Source organism: Teichococcus rhizosphaerae (assembly GCF_002631185.1).
GTDB classification, from domain to species: Bacteria; Pseudomonadota; Alphaproteobacteria; order Acetobacterales; family Acetobacteraceae; genus Pseudoroseomonas; species Pseudoroseomonas rhizosphaerae.
The window spans coordinates 25,165-45,304 of record NZ_PDNU01000044.1 but is presented as its reverse complement, the minus strand read 5'-3'; the positions used below and the strand labels follow the sequence as shown (position 1 = coordinate 45,304).

The 20,140-nt window shown below is 71.0% G+C and carries 18 protein-coding genes; 6 read left to right on the top strand and 12 right to left on the bottom strand.

All coding sequences use genetic code 11. From position 1 onward, the window contains the following. The first annotated feature begins 167 nt into the window (after positions 1 to 167). Entirely contained in the window at positions 168 to 1,241 is a 1,074-nt protein-coding gene (locus tag CR162_RS18340; RefSeq protein ID WP_218014927.1) for an alpha/beta fold hydrolase, read from the top strand. A gap of 367 nt (positions 1,242 to 1,608) precedes the next feature. Here CR162_RS18340 and CR162_RS18335 read toward each other — a convergent pair whose 3' ends face one another. The 11 genes from CR162_RS18335 to CR162_RS18285 form a co-directional block, all read right to left on the bottom strand. Beyond that, positions 1,609 to 2,664, bottom strand: coding sequence for an ABC transporter ATP-binding protein (locus CR162_RS18335; protein ID WP_099096973.1), 1,056 nt, complete (start codon positions 2,662 to 2,664; stop codon positions 1,609 to 1,611). After that, entirely contained in the window at positions 2,661 to 4,892 is a 2,232-nt protein-coding gene (locus CR162_RS18330) for an ABC transporter permease (protein WP_099096980.1), read from the bottom strand. The genes CR162_RS18335 and CR162_RS18330 overlap by 4 nt, the downstream gene beginning before the upstream one ends. Positions 4,893 to 4,901: 9 nt before the next feature. Next, positions 4,902 to 5,930 (bottom strand): ABC transporter substrate-binding protein, encoded by a 1,029-nt coding sequence (locus tag CR162_RS18325; protein ID WP_099096972.1) that lies wholly within the window; start codon positions 5,928 to 5,930, stop codon positions 4,902 to 4,904. Continuing rightward, on the bottom strand, positions 5,927 to 6,958 hold the full coding sequence (locus CR162_RS18320; protein ID WP_099096971.1) for an ABC transporter substrate-binding protein: 1,032 nt from the start codon (positions 6,956 to 6,958) through the stop codon (positions 5,927 to 5,929). Before CR162_RS18320 ends, CR162_RS18325 begins: the two co-directional genes overlap by 4 nt. A gap of 29 nt (positions 6,959 to 6,987) precedes the next feature. After that, positions 6,988 to 8,031, bottom strand: a complete 1,044-nt coding sequence (locus tag CR162_RS18315) for an ABC transporter substrate-binding protein (protein WP_099096970.1) — start codon at positions 8,029 to 8,031, stop codon at positions 6,988 to 6,990. 43 nt (positions 8,032 to 8,074) lie between these two features. After that, entirely contained in the window at positions 8,075 to 9,121 is a 1,047-nt protein-coding gene (locus CR162_RS18310) for an ABC transporter ATP-binding protein (protein WP_099096969.1), read from the bottom strand. Further along, the gene (locus CR162_RS18305) at positions 9,118 to 10,860 is read right to left on the bottom strand and encodes an ABC transporter permease (RefSeq protein WP_099096968.1); all 1,743 of its coding nucleotides are present in this window, start codon (positions 10,858 to 10,860) and stop codon (positions 9,118 to 9,120) included. The genes CR162_RS18310 and CR162_RS18305 overlap by 4 nt, the downstream gene beginning before the upstream one ends. After that, positions 10,860 to 12,212: an ABC transporter substrate-binding protein gene (locus CR162_RS18300; protein WP_099096967.1), complete on the bottom strand. Its 1,353-nt coding sequence runs from the start codon at positions 12,210 to 12,212 to the stop codon at positions 10,860 to 10,862. The genes CR162_RS18305 and CR162_RS18300 overlap by 1 nt, the downstream gene beginning before the upstream one ends. Positions 12,213 to 12,359: 147 nt before the next feature. Then, complete coding sequence (locus CR162_RS18295) at positions 12,360 to 14,729, bottom strand: heavy metal translocating P-type ATPase (protein WP_099096966.1); 2,370 nt, start codon at positions 14,727 to 14,729, stop codon at positions 12,360 to 12,362. A 51-nt stretch (positions 14,730 to 14,780) separates the two neighbouring features. Further along, a complete protein-coding gene (locus CR162_RS18290) occupies positions 14,781 to 15,638 on the bottom strand; it encodes a DUF2189 domain-containing protein (protein WP_099096965.1) in 858 nt (285 codons plus the stop codon). After that, entirely contained in the window at positions 15,635 to 15,844 is a 210-nt protein-coding gene (locus CR162_RS18285; protein WP_099096964.1) for a hypothetical protein, read from the bottom strand. Before CR162_RS18285 ends, CR162_RS18290 begins: the two co-directional genes overlap by 4 nt. Positions 15,845 to 16,040: 196 nt before the next feature. On the opposite strand from CR162_RS18285, the gene ccoN reads away from it, so the two are divergent. The 5 genes from ccoN to CR162_RS18260 are packed head-to-tail and all read left to right on the top strand — an operon-like array spanning position 16,041 to position 19,824. Further along, positions 16,041 to 17,510, top strand: coding sequence for a cytochrome-c oxidase, cbb3-type subunit I (ccoN, locus tag CR162_RS18280; protein ID WP_099096963.1), 1,470 nt, complete (start codon positions 16,041 to 16,043; stop codon positions 17,508 to 17,510). Positions 17,511 to 17,516: 6 nt separating this feature from the next. Next, a complete protein-coding gene (gene ccoO / locus CR162_RS18275; RefSeq protein ID WP_099096962.1) occupies positions 17,517 to 18,269 on the top strand; it encodes a cytochrome-c oxidase, cbb3-type subunit II in 753 nt (250 codons plus the stop codon). Continuing rightward, entirely contained in the window at positions 18,266 to 18,445 is a 180-nt protein-coding gene (locus tag CR162_RS18270) for a cbb3-type cytochrome c oxidase subunit 3 (protein ID WP_218014926.1), read from the top strand. Before ccoO ends, CR162_RS18270 begins: the two co-directional genes overlap by 4 nt. Next, on the top strand, positions 18,442 to 19,374 hold the full coding sequence (ccoP, locus tag CR162_RS18265; protein WP_099096961.1) for a cytochrome-c oxidase, cbb3-type subunit III: 933 nt from the start codon (positions 18,442 to 18,444) through the stop codon (positions 19,372 to 19,374). The genes CR162_RS18270 and ccoP overlap by 4 nt, the downstream gene beginning before the upstream one ends. 6 nt (positions 19,375 to 19,380) lie before the next feature. Further along, complete coding sequence (locus tag CR162_RS18260; RefSeq protein WP_099096960.1) at positions 19,381 to 19,824, top strand: FixH family protein; 444 nt, start codon at positions 19,381 to 19,383, stop codon at positions 19,822 to 19,824. Here the strand turns inward: CR162_RS18260 and ccoS are convergent. Next, on the bottom strand, positions 19,792 to 19,974 hold the full coding sequence (gene ccoS, locus CR162_RS18255; protein WP_099096959.1) for a cbb3-type cytochrome oxidase assembly protein CcoS: 183 nt from the start codon (positions 19,972 to 19,974) through the stop codon (positions 19,792 to 19,794). The two genes, CR162_RS18260 and ccoS, sit on opposite strands and share 33 nt — an antisense overlap. Positions 19,975 to 20,140 lie beyond the last annotated feature (166 nt).

The following is a 20,140-nucleotide window of genomic DNA, read 5'->3' as shown; positions in this document are numbered from 1 at the left end:
GCGGCTCAGCCCGCTGAGGAGCACCGCTCCTACACCACGCGATGGGACACGACCCACGCTTCCTGTCTCCGGACAATTTCCCGACGATTTACTTTCAACAGAGAACTGCTGCCTGATAGCGGGGGAATTGCGAAGACAACCCCACTCACCAATGGAAGTCCTGCAGCATGACACCCCTTGACCCTGCCCTGCTGCCCACCGGCATCCGCAGCCGCATCCTGGCGGGGGTCAACGGGCTGTCCGTGCATCTGCTAGAGGCCGGCAGCGCCGGTCAGCCCGCCATTCTGCTGCTGCACGGCTTTCCCGAACTTGCTTTCTCCTGGCGCAAGGTGATGCCGGCCCTGGCCGCTGCCGGCTTCCATGTCATCGCCCCCGATCTGCGGGGTTATGGGCGCACCACTGGATGGAGCGCGGATTATGACGAACCGCTCGCGCCTTTCCAGATGCTGAACATGGTGCGCGACCAGCTGGCGCTCGTGCAGGCGCTGGATCTGGGGGAAGTTCATATGCTGGCCGGCCACGACTACGGCTCCCCGGTTGCAGCCTGGTGCGCGCTGATTCGCCCCGATGTCTTTCGGCGCCTAGCGCTGATGAGCGCGCCCTTTGCCGGTCCTCCTCGCTTCGGGGCGCCCGCGGGGCGCGACGTGCATGCCGATCTTGCCATGCTGGACGTGCCGCGTAAGCACTATCAGTGGTATTACGCCGAGCGCCGCGCGGCGGGGGACATGGACCGCCCGCCGCAGGGACTCCATGCCTTCCTGCGCGCCTATTACCACCACAAGAGCGCCGACTGGCCCGGCAACAAGCCCTTTCCGTTGAGTGGCTGGACAGCGGAGGAACTGGCAAAGATGCCGGACTACTATGTCATGCCCCTGCACGCGACAATGCCGGAGGCGGTGACCCCTCACATGCCGGCCACCGAGGCACCCTGGCTCACCGACGCAGAGCTGGCCGTGTATGTCGCGGAGTATTCCCGCACGGGCTTCGCGGGCGGGCTGCAATCCTACCGCTGCGGCACGAGCGGAGCGAATGCGGCGGACCTGACCCTGTTCAGCGGCAGGCGGATCGAGGTACCGACCCTCTTCATGGCCGGTGCCAGCGACTGGGGCATCCACCAGGCGCCTTTTGCCCTGGCACGCATGCAGGAGGAAGCATGCACCAATTTTTGTGGCCTGCACCTGATCCCAGGGGCGGGCATTGGGTGCAGCAGGAGCAGCCGGAGGCCGTGGCGAAGTTGCTGATAGCCCTGGCGACCGATGAGACTGTCCTGTGCGTAACTTGATCCGGCGATGCTCTGCTGAAGCTCTCTGGGCTGGTGCGGCGCTGGGGAGGCACCTGAGGCTTGGGTGTGAGGTCATCGATGCGCAGGATGATGAAATCGGCGGCGCGGATCGCATGTGAGATCCTGGCCGTCGGGCGACGAAGCTTTCCGGCCTATGGCAGCCGGATCTCCCGGCACGACCTCACCCAGGCCCAGCTCTTTGCATTGCTGATGCTGCGCCAGTTCCTGCAGACCCAGTACCGCAGGTTGCCGGCCCTGGTGGCCGAGTGGCAGGAGTTACGAAAGGCCCTGAGGCTGCGGAAGGTGCCACATGAACCGCGCCACGTTCAGGGGTGGACGGCCACCACACCCTCGGGGTCGAAGGTCACGGACACCGCCTCCCCTGCCTGGCGCCGCCTCAGCCGGTCAGGCGCCACGCAGAACAATTCCCCCAGTGGCGTGGCGAGGTGATATTCCGTGTGGGAGCCCATATAGGTCTCCCGCGCCACGGTGGCCGCGATGCCGCCGCCCGCATCGCTGATGCGGATGGCTTCCGGGCGGATCACCAGATCCACCGGCCCCGCGGCAAGGCCCCGCTGCGGCAGCGTGAGCCGCAGCGCATCCAGCGTGACATCGGCCATCGGGCCGTCGATGCGCTCGATCCGCCCGCGCACATGGTTGGCCTCCCCCATGAAGGTCGCGACGAAAACATTGTCGGGCCGTGCATAAAGCTCGTGCGGGGTGCCGGCCTGCGCGATCTCGGCGTTGCGCATCACCACGATCATGTCGGAGACGGCCAGCGCCTCGGACTGGTCGTGCGTCACATAGACCACCGTGAGGCCCAGGCGCTGCTGGAGGGCGCGGATCTCCTCCCGCATGGTGCGCCGCAGGCGGGTGTCGAGGTTGGAGAGCGGCTCGTCGAAGAGCAGCACATCCGGCTCCAGCACCAGCGCCCGCGCCACGGCCACGCGCTGCTGCTGCCCGCCCGACATCTCGGATGGCAGGCGGGTGCCGAAGCCCTTCAGCCCCACCGTCTCCAGCGCGGCTTCCGCCCTCGCATGCGCCTCCCGCTTGCGCAGGCCGGAGGAGACGAGGCCATAGGCCACATTGTCCAGCACGCTCATATGCGGAAAGAGCGCGTAGCTCTGGAACACCATCGAGACGTTGCGCTCGCCGGCGGAAAGCAGGGTCACGTCCCGCCCGCCGATGAAGATGCGCCCCTCGGTGGCCTGTTCCAGCCCCGCGATCATGCGCAGCAGCGTCGTCTTGCCGCAGCCCGAGGGGCCGAGCAGCGTGGTCAGCGTGCCGCCCTTGATCGCGAGGTCGAGCGGCTTCACGGCCTGCACCGCGCCATAGCGCTTGCCCAGGCCCTGGAGACGGAGTTCCGCGCCGGTCTTGCTCATGCGCGGCCTCCCGCCGGGGTGGTGGCCGGGGCCGCCGGCGCCGCGGCCAGGGCGGCGGAGCGGCGGCCGAGGCGGCGGCGGCCGACGAGCAGGTTGATCAGCCCGATGGCCGCCATCATCAGCACGATCAGCGCGGCGCAATAGGCGATGGCGAGGCCGTAGTCGCCATTGATGACACGGTTGATGATGAAGACGGTCGCCATTTCATACTCCGCGGAGACCAGGAAGATGACGGCGGAGACCGTCGTCATCGCGCGCACGAAGGAATAGACCAGCGCCGTGACGATGGCGGGCTTCAGCAGCGGCAGCACCACCGTCCGCAGGGCGCGGAAGGTGGAGGCGCGCAGCGTGATGGCCGCCTCGTCCAGCGACTTGTCGAGCTGGCTCATCGCCGCGATGCCGGACCGCACGCCGACCGGCAGGTTGCGGAACACGAAGCAGGCGACAAGGATGATGGCCGTGCCGGTGATCTCCAGCGGCGGCAGGTTGAAGGTGAGGATATAGGCCACGCCGATCACGGTGCCGGGCACGGCGAAGGTGAGCATCAGCGCGAATTCCAGCGCCGTGCGGCCCCGGAAGCGCTGGCGCGACAATACCCAGGCCGCCAGCAGGCCAAGCCCGGCGGTGATGGGCGCGGCGATGGCCGCCAGCTCGATGGTGGTGAACAGCGAGTGCCAGGCGCCGCCGGAGAAGATCAGGTCGCCCTCCGGCCCCCGTTCCAGCGCGAAGGCGCGGGTGAAATGCGAGAGGGTGGGCGTCCAGTCCCGGCCCCAGACCCGCACGAAGCCACCCGCCAGCGCCATGGCATAGACCACGATGGTCAGCACCGCCCAGGGCAGCGCCACGGCATAGGCGAGGTTCCGCACCAGCCGGGGCAGCGGCGTGGGCAGGCCGCTGTCGCCCTTGCCGGTCATGGAGACATAGGAGCGGCTGCCCACCGCCACGCGTTGCAGCGTGAAGGCCAGCAGCGCCACGGCCAGCATGATGGCGGCCAGGGCGGCGGCGCGGCCGAAATCCTGCTGCGCGCCCACCACGGCGAAGAAGATCTCGGTGGAAAGCACGCCGAAGGAGCCGCCGAGCACGATGGGATTGCCGAAATCCGCCAGGCTCTCCACGAAGCTGACCAGCCAGGCATTGGCCAGCCCCGGCAGCATCAGCGGCAGGGTGACGGCGGTGAAGGTGCGCATCCGGCTCGCGCGCAGCGTTTGGGAGGCTTCCTCCATGGCCGGCGAGATGCCCTCCACCACGCCGATCAGCACCAGGAAGGCGATGGGCGTGAAGGAGAAGACCTGCGCCAGCAGCACGCCGCCATAGCCATAGATCCAGCGGCCCAGCTCGATGCCGAAGACCGCGTCGAACATCTGGTTGATGACGCCCGAGCGGCCGAAGATCAGGATCAGCCCGAGGCCTATGACGAAGGGCGGCGTGATGATCGGCAGCACCGTCAGCAGGCGCAGCGCGCGCTTGGCGCGGAAGCCGCTGCGGGTGACGATCAGCGCGAAGCAGAGGCCGAGCAGCGTGGTGAGCGTCGCCGTGCTGAAGGCCAGCATCAGCGTGTTCCAGAACACGCCGCAGCCGACCGGCGCGGAGACGCAGGAGAGGCCCCAGATCTTGCTGTCCAGCAGGCGCGCGCCCGTGGCGGCCAGGATGCCGAGATCCTCCCGCGGCGTCAGGATCTGCGACAGCACCGTGCCGACCGGCCAGGCGGTGAAGACCAGGATGGAGCCTGCCAGCACCCCCACGGCCCCCGCCACGAAGCGGTCGCCCTTGAACCAGCCCCGCAGGGCCAGCCCATCGGTCAGCAGCAGGAGGAAGCCCAGGGCCGCCAGGCTGCCGCCCAGCCCCATGCCGAACTGCCGGTCCGGCAATTCCCCGAACAGCGCGTTCATCCAGCCCCAGGACCATCCCTGGATGCCGATGGCCAGCCCTTGCAGCACGATGGCCGCGAGGCCCAGCCCGCCGCCCCAGACCAGGAAGCCGGCCTGCCGCGCCCGGCTGCCCGCCTTCAGGGCGCCGGGCAGCGCCAGGAACAGCGCCGCCACCACCGGCCAGAACCAGAAGCGGCCATGGGCCAGGGCCTGCCAGAAGGCGGAGGAGGCCTCCGGGTCCGGCTGGCCAAGGGCGATGAGACCGGCGAGCCGGACGCCGTCCTGCTGCATGTTCCAGGGCAGCACCAGCGTGCCCAGGCAGGCCAGCAGCCAGATGGGAAACGAGGAACGGGTCAGCATGCTCATGGTTCAGCGCGGAAGGGCGCCGACCTCCTTGTCCCAGCGGGCGAGCAGCCGCCGCCGCTCCACGCTGGCCCCGAAGCGGGCATTGTCGTAGTCGATGATGCGGGCGGTCGCCATGTTGGGGGCGCCATCGGTCAGCGGCACACCCTTGTTGGACATGGTCTGCAACTTCTTCGCCTCGCGCGAGGCGGTGATCTGCGCCTCGGCGCCCAGCGCCCAGTGGTAGAAGCGGCGCGCGTTCCCGGCATTGCGGGCGCCCTTGATGATCGACATGGAGCCGATCTCGTAGCCCGTGCCCTCGCAGGGGACGGCATGGCCCACCGGGAAGCCGGCCTGCGCCTCCTCCGCCGCGTTGTGGACGAAGGAGATGGAGAGCGCCGTCTCCCCCCGCGCCACCGCCGTGATGGGGGCGGTGCCGGAGCGCGGATAGGCGTTGATGCTGCCGTGCAGCTTCTTCAGGTATTCGAAGGCCGGCTCCTCGCCCATCATCTGCACCAGCGTGGCGATGACGATATAGGCGGTGCCGGAGCTGTTGGGATTGGCCATCTGCAACTCGCCCTTGTAGGCGGGGTTCAGCAGGTCGGCCCAGCAGCGCGGCGCCGGCAGGTCGCGCCGCGCGACCAGCTCGGTGTTGAAGCCGAAGCCCAGCACGCTGGCATAGACGCCCACGGTGCGGCCCCGGGTCTGGCGCCACTGCGCCTGCGCCCAGTCATGCAGCTCGCTGATGCGCGGGCTCTCATGCGGCTCGGTCAGGCCTTCCTCGCCGGCGGCCACATGCGGGTCGCCGGTGCCGCCCCACCAGACATCGCCGCGCGGGTTGCGCGCCTCGGCCCGCAATTGCGCCAGCATCTCGCCGGTGGATTTCTGCGTCAGCGAGACGCGGATGCCGGTCTCGCGCTCGAAGCCGCGCGCGATGGGCTGGCACCATTCCAGCGTGGCGGAGCAATAGAGGTTGAGGCTGCCGGCGCCCTGCGCCCGCGCCGCCGCCGGCAGCGCGAGCATCAGGGTGGCGGCGAGGATGGCCTTGCGGATCATCGCGGCAGCGCTCCCACCTCGCGGTCCCACCGTTCCAGGATCTGCCGGCGGCGCGTGCTCTGGCCATAGGCGGCGAAGTCGTAGTCCACCAGCCTGATGCTCGCGAGGTCGGGGATGCGCGGGTCCGGCTTGGCTCCGGTATGCGCGGGCACATGCCATTGGTTCACGGCCGGCCCGATATCCATGGCGGCGGGCGTCAGGTACCAGTCATAGAAGCGGCGTGCCTGCGTGGTGTTGCGCGCGCCACGGACGATGGACATGCAGGCCACCTCATAGGGCGTGCCCTCGGCCGGATAGCCGACCTCGATGGGGAAGCCCGCCTGCGCGGCCGAGGTCACCTCCATGTTGAAGCTGACCGCGAGCCCCGTCTCGCCGCGCGCCACGGCCTGCATCGGCGCCGCGCCGGAACGAGTGTAGGCGTTCACATTCGCATGCAGCCGCTTCAGGTAATCGAAGGCCCGGTCCTCGTCCCAGAGCTGGATAAGGCCGGCGATGATGGTGTAGGCGGTGCCCGAGGAATTCGGGTTCGGCAGCTGGATCTCGCCCCGGTAGGCCGGGTTCAGCAGGTCCGCCCAGCTGGTGGGCACGGGCAGGTTCTTGCGGGCCAGCAGCTCCCGGTTCCAGGCGATGCCGATGGCGCCCGAGGAGACGCCAACGCAATGCCCCTTCGACATCTCGTGCACCCGCTTCGCCCAAGGGTGCAACTGCTCCATGTTCGGCGAGGTGTAGGGCTGCAGCAGGTTGCTCTCGGCCGCCGAGATATGCGTCTCGGCCGAGGCGCCGAACCAGATGTCGGTGCGCGGGTTCTGCGCCTCCGCACGGAGCTGCGCCAGGATCTCGCCGGCCGACTTCCGGGCCATGGAGACGCGGATGCCGGTCTCCTTCTCGAAGGCGGCGGCGATCGCCTCGCACCAGTCCGCGGCGGGGGCGCAGAGCATGTTGAGCGAGCCCTGCGCGGAGGCGGGCGCCGCGAAGGCCATCAGGGCGGCCAGGACCGGCATGGCTGCCAGAAGGGAGCGGGTCGTCATGCGGGCATCTCCTGCGGGGCGGGTCCGGTTCAGCGGGGCAGCGAGCCGACCTCACGGTCCCAGCGCTCGATCAGGCGGCGGCGCTCGGCGGCACGGCCGTATTTGGCGAAGTCGTATTCCACCAGCTTGATCTGGCCGAGGTCCGGCGCATTGGGCGGCAGCGGCGCGCTCTTGTTGGAGGGCGTCTGGAGCTGCCCGCTCGCCTCGTAGCCCAGGCGCTGCGCCGCCTCGGTCAAGGCCCAGTCATAGAAGCGCCGCGCCTGGGCGAGATTGCGCGCGCCACGGATGATGGACATGGAGCCGATCTCGTAGCCCGTGCCCTCGCAGGGCGTGGCGTAGGCGACGGGGAAGCCCGCGTTCTTCTCCACCACCGCGTCATGCACGAAGGACAGCGACACGCCCGTCTCGCCCCGCGCCACGGCCTTGATCGGGCCGGTGCCGGAGCGGGCATAGGCGTTGATGTTGGCATGCAGCTTCTTCAGGTAGTCGAAGCCCTGCTCCTCGCCCATCAACTGCACCAGGGTCGCGATGATGACATAGGCGGTGCCCGAGGAATTCGGGTTGGCCACCTGGATCTCGCCCTTGAAGCGCGGCTCCAGCAGGTCGGCCCAGCAGGCGGGCGCGGCGATGTTCTTGCGCGCCAGCAGCTCCGTGTTGAAGCCGAAGCCCACCGCGCCGGCATAGACGCCGACGGCGCGCTTGCCCGACTGGTTCCACTGCGTCAGCGCCCAGGGCTGGAGATTGGCGTTGTTCGGGCTCTCATAGGCCTGGGTGAGGTTGTCCTCCGCCGCCGCCAGATGCGGGTCGCCCGTGCCGCCGAACCAGACATCGCCGCGCGGGTTCTGGCTTTCCGCGCGGATCGCGGCCAGCGTCTCGCCGGAGCCGCGCTGGGTCATGTTCACGCGGATGCCGGTGTCGCGCTGGAAGTTGGTCGCGGCCGCCTGGCACCATTCGATCTGCACGGAGCAGTAGAGGTTCAGCGTGCCCTGCGCGGCGGCCGTGCCGGGCAGCGCGGCGGCACCCAGGCCAAGCCCGAGGCCCGCCGCCAGGGTGGTGAATGCGATGGGTCGCATGGGGAATGTCCTCGTCATGGATTCAGGCTCATGGGCGGATGGCTCACGCACGCAGCAGCGTGGCCTGGCTGGCATCGATGGCGACGCCCACCGGGGCGCCGGGCGGCAGCGGGTCCAGGCCGCGCAGATGCGGCTCCTCCGCCACCAGGGTCAGGGCCTCCCCCGCCTCCAGGATGTAGCGGACATGGCCGCCGAGGAACTCGGCCCGCAGCACCCGCGCGGGGAGCGTGGCATCGCCCTCCCGCAGCAGGCGCAGCGCCTGCGGCCGCAGCGCCAGCACCGCCGGGCCGGAGGCCGCGCCGGGCGGCAGCGGCAGGCGCGCGCCGCCGGCCTGGAAGGCGCCGCCATCCACCCGCCCCTCGATCAGGTTGGCGGTGCCCAGGAAGCCCGCCACGAAGCGGGAGGCCGGCCGGTCGTAAAGCTCGGCCGGGCGGCCCACCTGAAGCACCTTGCCGTCGTTCAGCACGGCCATGCGGTCGGCGGCGGCATTGGCCTCCTCCTGGTCGTGCGTGACCAGGATGGTGGTGAGGCCCAGGCGCCGCTGGAGTTCCACCAGCTCCGCCCGCACGCCGGCCCGCAGGCCCGCATCGAGGTTGGAGAGCGGCTCGTCCAGCAGCAGCACCTCCGGCTCGATGGCCAGGGTGCGGGCGATGGCCACGCGCTGCTGCTGCCCGCCGGAAAGCTGGGCCGGGCGGCGGTCCATGAGATGCGCGAGGCCCACGAGGTCCAGCGCGGCGCGCACGCGGCGGTCGCGCTCGGCGCGGGGCACGCGGCGGCGTTGCAGGCCGAAGGCGACATTCTCGGCCACCGTCATGTGCGGCCAGAGCGCGTAGTTCTGGAACACCAGCCCCACATTGCGCGCCCAGGGCGGCTGGCGCGTCGCGTCCCGCCCGCCGATCAGGATGCGCCCGGAATCCGGCGTGCCGAAGCCCGCCACCAGCCGCAGCAGCGTGGTCTTGCCGCTGCCCGAGGGGCCGAGGAAGGCGAAGAACTCGCCCTTGCGGATCTCGAGCGAGACGCCGTCCAGCACGCGGGTGGCGCCATAGCCGAAGCTGACATGCTCGATCGCGACGCCGGCGGGCTCGCTCATGGTGCGGTTCCTTGCTGGCGCGTGCGCCGCCGCCGCTCGCGCTCGGCCAGGCGGTTGGCGGCGAAGGTGCAGACGGCGACGGTCAGCACGGCGATGACGCCGAGCGCCGCGCCGGCGCCCCGCCCCGCCGGGCTCTGCATGAAGACATAGATGCCGTAGGAGAGCGGCGCATCGACATCGCGCGTGGCGAGCACCAGCGTGGCCGAAAGCTCGACCGCCGCGGTGGCGAAGCTGGTCACGAAGGCGGCGGCGAGGCCGCCCGCCATCAGCGGGATGACGATATGCGTCAGCGTCGTCACCTTGCCCGCGCCCATGTTCTCCGCCGCCTCCTCCAGGCTGCGGTGGACCTGCTGCAAGGCGGCCGTTGCGGCGCGCAGCGCATAGGGCAGCCGCCGCACCGCATAGACGATGGTGAGCATGATCCAGGAGGTGGCCAGCGCCGTGCCATCCGGAAGCTGCACGCCGAAATAGCTGCGCAGGATGCCGATGCCGAGCACCAGCCCCGGCACGGCCAGCGCCGCCATGGCCAGCATGTCCAGCACACGCCGCCCCGGCAGGCGGGTGCGCAGCACCAGCCAGGCGATGGTGACGCCCAGCACCACGTCGATCAGCCCGGCCAGCCCGCAATAGAGCAGGGTGTTGGTCAGGAATTGCGGCGTCTCGCGCAGCACCGTGCTGAAGTGGGCCAGGGTGTAGCCATCGGGCAGCGGGCTGAAGGACCAGACCGTGGCGAGGGAGAGCAGCGCGATGCCGATATGCGGCGCCAGCACCAGCAGGAGCGTGGGCACCACGAAGGCCCAGGCCAGGGCACGCTGGCCCGCGGACATCTCCCGCCGCCCCAACCCGCCGCCGCCGCGCTGCTGCATGGAATAGTCCCGCCCGCGCAGCAGCAGCGCAGCACCGCCCATGGCGAGGATGGAGACCACCACGAGGATGACGCCGATGACGTAGCCCATCGGGTCGCCCAGACCCACGGAGGTGACGCGCAGATAGGCCTGCGGCGCCAGCATGTTGGTGACGTTCAGCAGCAGCGGCGTGGCGAGGTCGTCGAAGACCTTCACGAAGACCAGCGAGGCGCCGGCGAGATATCCCGGCAGCGCCAGCGGCAGCACGATGGTGCGCATCAGGGTGAAGCCCCGCGCGCCCAGGTTCTGCCCCGCCTCCTCCATCGCCGTGTCGATGTTCGAGAGGGAGGCGGAGAGGTTCATCAGGATGAAGGGGAAGTAGTGCAGCGCCTGCACGAAGACGACGCCGTTCAACCCGTCCATCAGCTCCAGCCGGACACCGAACCAGTCCATCAGCAGCAGGTTGAGCGAGCCGTTGCGGCCAAAGACGAGCTGCATGGCCACCGCGCCGACGAAGGGCGGCATCACCAGCGGCAGCACGCCCAGCGTGCTGACCAGCGCCGCGCCGGGAAAGCGGAAGCGCGAGACGATGACGGCGAGCGGCACCGCCAGGACGGAGGCGACGGCGACGCTCATCCCCGCAACATAGAGGCTGTTGAGGAAGCTTTCCCGGAACAGGCTGGTGCGGAAGAAATCGCCGAAATGCACCAGCGTCAGGCGGCCCTCGCCATCCGTGAAGGCGGCCAGGAAGACGCGCCCCACCGGCACCACCAGGAAAGCCAGCAGAAAGGCCAGCACGAGCAGCGCCGCCGCCACCTGCACGGGCGAGGCGTCGAAGCGCAGCCGGGCACGCCAGGGGCGGCCGGTTGCGGCAGGCAAGGCGGTGGTGGACATCAGCTGGCGCGCTGGGCCCGCTCGGCCAGTTGCCTCGCCTCCGCGTAAGCCGCCACGGCGGCGCGGTCCCATTCCTCCTCAAGCTGCGCCTGGCGGGGGCCGGCGGGCCGGTCCGGGCGCGCGGGCTGGAAGGCGCCGGCAATGGCGGGGTCGGCGGCCTGGGCCTCGGTCACGGGCACGCGCGTCAGGCGGGCGCGTGCCTGGGCCAGCAATTCGCGCCCTTGGGCGCTGTTGCTCCGGGCGAGGGCGGCCTCGGCGGCGTGCACCGCCTTCCAGGCCTCGGTCAGCTCCCGCAGGCGGAAGGTGATCAGGCGGTCGAAGAGGCTGTTCAGCAACTCGTAGCGCGCTTCCGAAACGCCGTTGTCGAACTTCACGCGGGCGCCGAGGGACTGGTCCCGGAACGGGTTGGGAAAGCCGGCGGGCGCCTTGGCATAGGTCTCGGGCCGCACCGGCAGGCGCATCACCTTGGGGTCCAGCAGCACCTCCTGCCCCGCCGGGGAAAGCAGGAACTGGATGAAGGCGCGCGCCGCGTTCGGCGACTTGCTGCCCTCGATCATGGCGATGTTGGCCGGCACCAGCGTGGTGACGGTGGGATAGACGAACTCCACCGGGAAGCCCGAGGCCTTGGCGGAGAAGCCGAAGAAGTCGATGACGATGCCGATGCCGTATTGCCCGCTGTTCACCGCGTCCGGCACGCCGAAGCTGCGGTCCGAGACCTGTGCGAAATTTCCGGCGATCTCCAGGAGCTGCGCCCAGCCCGGCTCCCACCCCTCCCCTTGCAGGATGGTTTCGATGGTCAGGTGGGTGGTGCCGGAGCGGCTGGGCGAGCTGATGCCCACATGCCCCTGATAGGCGGGGTTCTTCAGGTCCGCCCATTCCTTCGGCACCGGCAGGCGGTTCGCGCGCAGGTAGCGCGTGTTGTACATCATGCCGTAGCCGGAAACGGCGAAGCCGAAATAGCGGCCCTCCGCGTCATGCGTCGGCTGCGCGCCGATGGTGGCGGGGATGCCGGCGGTGTCGATCTGCGGGCGGGCGAGCAGGTTGCCCTGCTTCATCACCTCGAAGGCATCGGGCGCGCTGGCCCAGAAGAGGTCCGGCGGGCTGCTGCGGGTCTCGCGCACGAAGGCCACGGCGGCCGTGGTGCTGCGGTTCTGCACCTCCACCTTGGTGCCGGGGTGGCGCTGCTCGAAGGCCTGGACGAAGGGCGTGGTCACGTCGCGGGAAAAGCTGGTGATGATGACCAGCCGGGGCTCCAGGGCCGCCTGTGCCCGGGCCGGGGCCGAACTCACCGCCGCCGCCGCGCCGGCAGCCATGCCAAGCGCCCCGCGCCGCGTCATGAGCAACCGCTGCATCTTCGTTTCCCCACCCTGTTCTTTCCGGCCCCGCGGCCGGAGGGGCCGTTGGTCCTGGGCGGCAGCATCGCAATAAAAATGTCACATCCGCAAGGGGTCTGGCCGGTGCCCGGAGGGGTTGCGCCAGGCCGAAGCGGCGCCGCCGCCTCAGCCGGGACCGCTCCCTCCGCAGATGTTCCTGGCCCGCAGGGCGTTCAGCGTCACGGCCAGCGAGGACGAGGCCATCACCAGGGCGGCGAACAGGGGGATGACGTGGCCGGTGACGGCCATGGGCACGGCGACAACGTTGTAGGCCAGGGAGAAGGCGATGTTCTGCCGCATCAGGCGCCGCGCCCGGCGTGCCGCCACAATGGCCACCGGCAGCGCGTCGAGGCGGCCGGGGCCCACCACCAGGTCGGCGGCGCGCTGCGCGATGTCCGCGCCCTCGCCCATGCAGACGGAGACATGGGCGGCCGCCAGCGCGGCGGCGTCGTTGATGCCGTCGCCCACCATCACGGGGCGGCGGCCTCCCGCCCGCAGCGCCTCGATGCGGGCGACCTTGTCCTCCGGCGTCGCCGCCGCGATCCAGCGCCCGATCCCGGCCTGCCGCGCCACCTCCGAGACCACGCGGGGAACGTCGCCGGACAGCAGCTCGACCTCCAGCCCGAGGGCGCGCAGCGCCCGCACGCTGGCGGGCGCCCCGGGGCGCAGCCGGTCCGAGAAGTGGAAGGCGACCGGCTGCCGCCCGGCCTGGCGGAACCAGAGCCCCATCGCCTCCGCCGGCTCCGCCGCGCCGGCGAAGGCGGCGCTGCCGAGCCGGTCGCCGCCGGCCTCGAGGCCCTGACCGGCGACCTCCCGCACATCCGGCCGCAAGGGCGCGGCGGGGCAGGCCGCCACCAGCGCCTGGGCGAGCGGATGCCGGCTGGCGCGCGCCAGCGACGCGGCGGCGCCGAGCTCCGCCGCCGACCAGGCGCCGGGCAGGAGGACGGGGCGCCCGGCCGTCAGCGTGCCCGTCTTGTCCAGCACCGCATGATCGGCCGTGGCGAGGCGCTCGAGCGCGCTGCCATCCGCCACCAGCACGCCGCGGCGAAACAGCGCGCCCACCGCGACCGACTGCACGGCGGGCACGGCGAGCGCCAGCCCGCAGGGGCAGGTGATGATGAGCACGGTGACCGCGGTGACCAAGGCCTGCTGCCACGCCGCTCCCGCCCCCAGCCACCAGCCGAGGAAGGTCAGCGCCGCCAGCCCGTGCACGATGGGCACATAGAGGCGCACGGCCCGGTCGGCGAGCCGGACGAAGCGCCCGCGCGCCTGCTCTCCCTGCTCCAGCCGCCGCGCCGTGGCCGCGAGCGATCCCTCCCCCGCGGCGCGGGAAACCCGGAAGATGGCGGCCCCGCCGAGATTGATGGCGCCCGCCGCCACGGCATCGCCCGCGGCCGCCGGGCGCGGCAGGCTTTCCCCGGTGGTGATGCTGGTGTCGAGCAGCGCCTCGCCGCTTTCCAGAACCGCGTCGAGGCGCAGCCGCTCGCCCATGGCCAGGAGGATGCGGTCCCCCGCCGCGATCCGTCCGGCCGGCACCGCCTCCACCGCGCCGCCGGGCCCCAGGCGGGAGACATCCCCCTCCTGGAGGGCCAGAAGCTCGGAAACGGCCTGGCGGGCCCGGCGCCGGGCCGCGCGGTCCAGGACCCTGCCCGCGAGCAGCAGGGCCAGCAGGGCGGTCGCGCTGTCGAACCAGGTGAAGGGACCGTTGCGCCACGCCTCGAGCAGCGACATGGCCGTGGTGGCCAGGACGGCCGCGGACACGGCGACATCCATGTTGAGCCGCCCGGCCCGCAGGCTGCCCAGCGCGCTGCGGTAGATCGGCCGCCCGGCGAGCAGGATCACGGGCACGCCGACCAGCGCCGCGAGCCAGTGGAGGACGCCCCGCGTCGCCTCGCCCATGTCCCACCCGGCCCAGACGGAGACCGAGAGCAGCATCACGTTGATGGCGCCGAAGGCGGCGATGCCGAGGGAGCGCACGAGCTCCCTGCCCTCGGCGTCCTCCGCCTCCCTAAGACAGGCGCCGGACCAGGGTATGGCGCGGAAGCCCAGCCGGGCCAGCAGGGCGGCGTATTCGTTGGCGCGCTCCGCGCTTCCCCGCCATGTCACGGTCAGGCGGCGGCTGGACAGGGAAAGCCGCGCGTGCAGCACGTCCGGCTCGGCCGCGAGGCTCTGCTCGACGAGCCAGACGCAGGCGCCGCAGGTCAGGCCCACCACCATCAGCTCGATCCGCCGCTCGCCGCCTTCCAGCGCCTCCGCATGCGGCGAGAGATCCGCGAGGGGGGCCGCGGCCACGGGGCGGAGGGAGCCATCGGCGACCTCCCGGCGGCGGTAGAACGCATCAAGGCCGAGGCCGGACACCAGGGCGTGCGCCCCCTCGCAGCCCGCGCAGCAGAACCTCGCGCCGCCGGCGCAGGCTGCGCCGCAATGGGCGCAGCCCGTCCGCGCCGCCGCGGCCGCGCGGGGAAGGCCCTGCGCCTCAGCGGCCGCGCCGGACATCGCCGCTTCCGCGCGCGGGGATGGCGCGGCCCGGCATGGCGGCGGGCCGCGTCAATCCCGGAGCTGCTGGCGCTCGGCCGCGGAGCCGACCAGGTCCGTATAGGCGTGCCACGTCGCGTGGCCGATCACCGGCACCACGAGCAGCAGACCGAAGAAGGCGGCACCGATGCCGATGAGCGTCAGGATCGAGATGAGGAACGCCCACAGCGCCATGGTGGCCGGGCTGCCGAGGCAGGCGCGAAGGCTGGTCATCGCCGCCGTCATGGCATCGGCCGGCCGGTCCACCAGCATGGGAAGGCTGATGGCGCTGATGGAGAAGACCAGCGTGGCAAGCACGCCGCCAATGCCGAAGGAGGCGAGGACGAAGCCGAAATCCGACAGCGCCGTGGCCAGGAAGGCATCGAGCGGCGGCGCCTCGAGGCCGAAGAACAGGAACCAGATCATCGTCGCGACGCGCAGCCAGCCATACAGGAACAGCATGAGCAGCGCGCCCATGAAGCCGATGCCCCAGCGGTTGCGCCGGAAGCCTGCAAGCAGGGCGCCGGCGCCGGCGGGCTCGCCCCGGGCGTGGCGGCGGCTGACCTCGTAGAGCGGCACCGCCAGCAGCGGAGAGGCCAGCATGAAGCCGGTGATGAGCGGCAGCACGAAGACCGCGCTCTCGATGCGCCACAGGGCGAGCACGATGAACCAGCCGACCGCGACGCAGACCAGCCCGACGACGAGGCCGGGCACGGGGCTGCGGCGGAAATCCGCCCAGCCCGCCCCGACCCAGCGCGCGATGGCCTCGGGCGAGGCGCGCCGGACGGGAATGCCCGCCGCGACAAGTTCCGCGGAAGCGCTGACCGGATCGACGGAGGCGCCGACGGGCTCGTCCTCGAACCGGCCGGGCGTGGGGACGGGCCGGCTCATGGCAGCAGCCGCGTGACGATTCGGCTGGCCCAGAAGACGCCGAACAGGGCGAAGAGGAACCCGCTGACGGTCATGTAGTCGTCGGCGGCGCGCGCCGCGAGCAGCAGGCCGCCCACCACGAGCGCGACCGCGAAGGCTCCCCACACGAAAAGGGAGAAGCCGAAACCCTCAGCGTCTGGTCGGGCCGGCGACATGTCCTGGGCCATCGGGATCTCCCTGTACGGATCACAAAGGGCTGCGTCTTCGTTGTCCGCCACGCAAGAACGGTTGCAGCACTGGAAGGTTACGGGCAAGAAGGGAGCAGAGGCAAGAACACTCGCGCCGGCCAGGATTGAAGGGGCAGCAAGTAATCTTACAGACCTGCCATGTTGTCACAGGGCCGTGATAATAGAAGGAATCCAGATGAGCGGGACCGGAACGCAAGTCGGAGCATTCCAAGGCGCGGAGGCACCGCCCGACTACGACGACCACGTCGTCCGCCTCTTCATCCTCGCCTCGGTCTTCTGGGCCCTGGTCGGCATGGCGATGGGCGTGTTCATCGCCGCGCAGATGGTCTGGCCCCAGCTGAACGCGGAGCCGTGGTTCACCTTCGGCAGGCTGCGGCCGGTCCACACCAGCGGCGTGGTCTTCGCCTTTGGCGGCAACGCCGTCATCGGCACGAGCCTCTACTGCGTCCAGCGCACCTGCCGCGCCCGGCTGCCCGGCCGCTTCGCGGCAGAGTTCGTGTTCTGGGGCTACCAGTTCTTCATCGTGCTGGCCGCGCTCGGCTACGTCATGGGCGTGACGCAGAGCCGTGAATACGCCGAGCCCGAATGGCTGACGGATCTGTGGCTCGCCGTGGTCTGGCTGACCTATCTCGGCATCTTCGTCGGCACGCTGCTGCGGCGGCGCGAGCCCCACATCTACGTCGCGAACTGGTACTACCTCGCCTTTGTCGTCGCCGTGACGATCCTGCACGTCGTCAACAACCTCGCCGTGCCGCTGGCCTGGAACGAGAGCAACAGCGTCTCGCTCTTCGGCGGCGTCCAGGATGCCATGACGCAGTGGTGGTACGGCCACAACGCGGTGGGCTTCTTCCTGACCGCGGGCTTCCTCGGCATCATGTACTACTACCTGCCGAAGCAGGCGGACGCGCCGATCTGGTCCTACCGGCTTTCCATCATCTCCTTCTGGTCCCTGGTCTTCATGTACATGTGGGCCGGGCCGCACCACCTGCACTACACCAGCCTGCCGGACTGGGTGCAGACGCTGGGCATGACCTTCACCATCATGCTCTGGATGCCTTCCTGGGCCTCGGCGCTGAACGGCTTCATGACCGCCTCCGGCCGCTGGGACCGGCTGCGCACGGACCCGGTGCTGCGCTTCATGATCGTGGCCGTGGTCTTCTACGCCGTCGCCACCTTCGAGGGCCCGTTCATGGGGGTGCGCACGGTGAACGGCCTGTCCCACTACACCGAGTGGACCATCAGCCACGTCCATTCCGGCGCGCTGGGCTGGAACGGCTTCATCGTCTTCGGCGCCATCTACTACCTGGTGCCGCGGATCTGGGGCAGGCCGGGCATGCATTCCCGCGCGGCCATCGAGTGGCATTTCTGGCTCGGGCTGGCCGGCATCATGCTCTACGTGACCGCCATGTGGGGCGCGGGCGTCATGCAGGGCCTCATGTGGCGCGCCTACACCTCGCTCGGCTTCCTCCGGTATTCCTTCCTCGACACGGTGATCGCGGCCAAGCCCTACTACCTGATGCGCTTCCTGGGCGGCCTGCTCTATCTCGGCGGCGCGGCGGTCATGGCCTGGAACGTGTGGCGGACCGTGAGCGAGCCCCAGCCCTCCACTGCCGAGGCCGCGGCCCCGGCGGCCCCGGCGGAGTGAGCGGCGATGGCGACGGACAACTCATCCCCCCGCTTCGCCCGGCTGCATGGCCGCTTCGAGCGGCGCGCCATCCGCTTCACCCTCGCCATCCTGGGCGTGATCTCCGTCGGCGGCATCGTCGAGATCGCGCCCCTCTTCGCCATCGAGGGCACGGTCGAGAAGGTGGCGGGCATGCGCCCCTACACGCCGCTCGAGCTTGTGGGGCGCGGCATCTACATCCGTGAGGGGTGCTATGTCTGCCACAGCCAGCAGATCCGGCCCTTCCGCGACGAGGTCGAGCGCTACGGCCCCTACTCGCTGGCGGCCGAGAGCATGTACGACCATCCCTTCCAGTGGGGCTCGAAGCGCACCGGGCCGGACCTCGCCCGCATCGGCAACAAGTATTCCGACGACTGGCATGTGCGCCACCTGATCGACCCGCGCGACGTCGTCGCCGCCTCCATCATGCCCTCCTACGCCTTTCTGGCCTCGGCCCCCTTGCCGGTGGAGCAGGTCGACCGGCTGATGCGCGCGCATGGCCGGGTCGGCGTCCCCTACACGGAGGAGCAGGTGGCCAATGCGCGCGCCGACCTGCTGGCCCAGGCCGACCCCGAGGCCGACAGCAGCGGCCTCATGGAGCGCTACCCCAAGGCGCAGGCCCGCAACTTCGACGGGCAGCCCCGGCTGACGGAGATGGACGCCCTCGTCGCCTACCTCCAGATGCTCGGCACGCTGGCCGAGTTCGACTGGCGGCGGCCCAGCCCGGAGATGCTGCGGTGAGCGGGCCCGGCATACTCCCCCTGGGCCTCGCCCAGCTGGCGCAGATCGGGCTGCTGCTGTTCTTCCTCGCGGTCTTCGTCGGCCTCCTGGTCTCCATGTTCCGCCCCGGCGCGCGCGAGGCGGCGCGCGAGGCGGCCAGCATCCCCTTCAGCGACGATGGGAAGGACGGCCGATGACACCCCCGCCCGATGAAGGACGCCTCGGCGACCAGCTCCCCCCGCGCCCCACCCCGCCGCCCGGCGGCCCCGCGCCGGAGCGCGACCCGCATTCCCCCCTGCGCAACGCCCTGCCCGAGTTCGACGGCATCCGGGAGCTCGACAGCAGCCCGCCGAAGGTCTGGACCTATCTCTACCTCCTCACCTTCCTGGCCTCGCTCTGGCTGTGGTTCGCCTATCCGGCATGGCCGTGGTTCGGCGGCGCCACGCGGGGATACTTCGAATGGAGCTCCCGCGCCGAGCTTTCGCGCGCCGTCGAGCAGGCCGAGGCGGGCGCGCCGCCCATCGCCCGGCGCTTCGCGGCGGCGAGCTGGGACGAGATCAACGCCGACCCGGAGCTTCGCGGCTATGGCGCCGCCGCGGGCCGCGGCCTGTTCGGGGAGAACTGCGCCCCCTGCCACGGGATCGACGGGCGGGGGAACCTGGGCTTCCCCAACCTGACGGATGGCGACTGGCTCTGGGGCGGCACGCCCGAGGCGATCGAGCAGACCCTTCATGTCGGCATCCGCTGGGCCGCCTCGCCGGACACGCGCACCAGCCTGATGCCGGGCTTCGGCGCCCAGCGCATGCTGGAGCAGCGCCAGGTCCTCGACCTCGTCGAATGGGTGCGCGCCGCCTCGGGACAGGAGCACGACGCCGCCGCCGCCGCCCGGGCCGCCCCCGCCTTCCTGGAGAACTGCGCCTCCTGCCATGGCGAGGATGCGCGCGGGAACCAGGAGATGGGCGCGCCGAACCTCACCGACGCCGTCTGGCTCTATGGCGGCGGCCGCAAGGAGATCTACGAATCCCTCTGGCACGGCCGTGGCGGCGTCATGCCCGCCTTTGCCGGCCGGCTGTCCGAGGACATGATCCGCAAGCTGGTGCTGCACCTGCGCAGCCTGGGCGAGTAGGCCGCCATGGCGCGACGCTGGATCCCCCTGCTGGCGCTGTTCCCGCTGCTGGCGCTGATGGCGGCCGACGTGGTCATGGCGGTGCTGGCCACGCGCAGCGATCCGGGGCTCGTCGCCGATGCGCCCCGGCGCCTCGGCATGGCGCGGCTGGCCCCCACGGCCGAGCTGCGCCTCGACGCCGTGGCCGAGAAGCGGGCCAGGGGCGTCTACCTGATGACCCTGCGGCTGCGCGATGCCGCGGGCGCGCCCGTGCCCGCCGCCATGGCCGAGGGGCGGCTCGAGCGCACCACCCATGCGGGCGCCGACCAGCCGCTGCCGTTCGAGCCCGTCCGTGGCGGCGGCTGGCGGGCGGAGGTGGTGCTGCCCGATGCCGGGGCGTGGCAGGTCACGCTCGCCGCGCGCGACGAGGAGGGCCGCTCAGCCCTCGCGGTGATCCGCCTCGCGCCCTGATGCGCGCCGCGGCGGGTCGTCCTGGAGGATGCGCCAGGCGGCCCCGTCCAGGTCCTCGAACTGTCCGGAGCGCACGCACCAGAGAAACAGGACGAGCGCGGTGCCGGCCGCGAGCAGCGTGATGGGCAACAGCCAGACCAGCGCGTACATGCCTGCCTCCTCGATCCGATGGCCCGGCCCCGGACGGTCGCTCCCGCGGGCGGGCCTGCCATGGCGGCCTCCCAGCTAGCCACGGTCCCGTCCGCCAGGGCAATGCGCTTCTTGCGGAGGACGCGCCCGCCGGTGCGGGGCGGCCGGGGCATCTTCACCCGCTCGG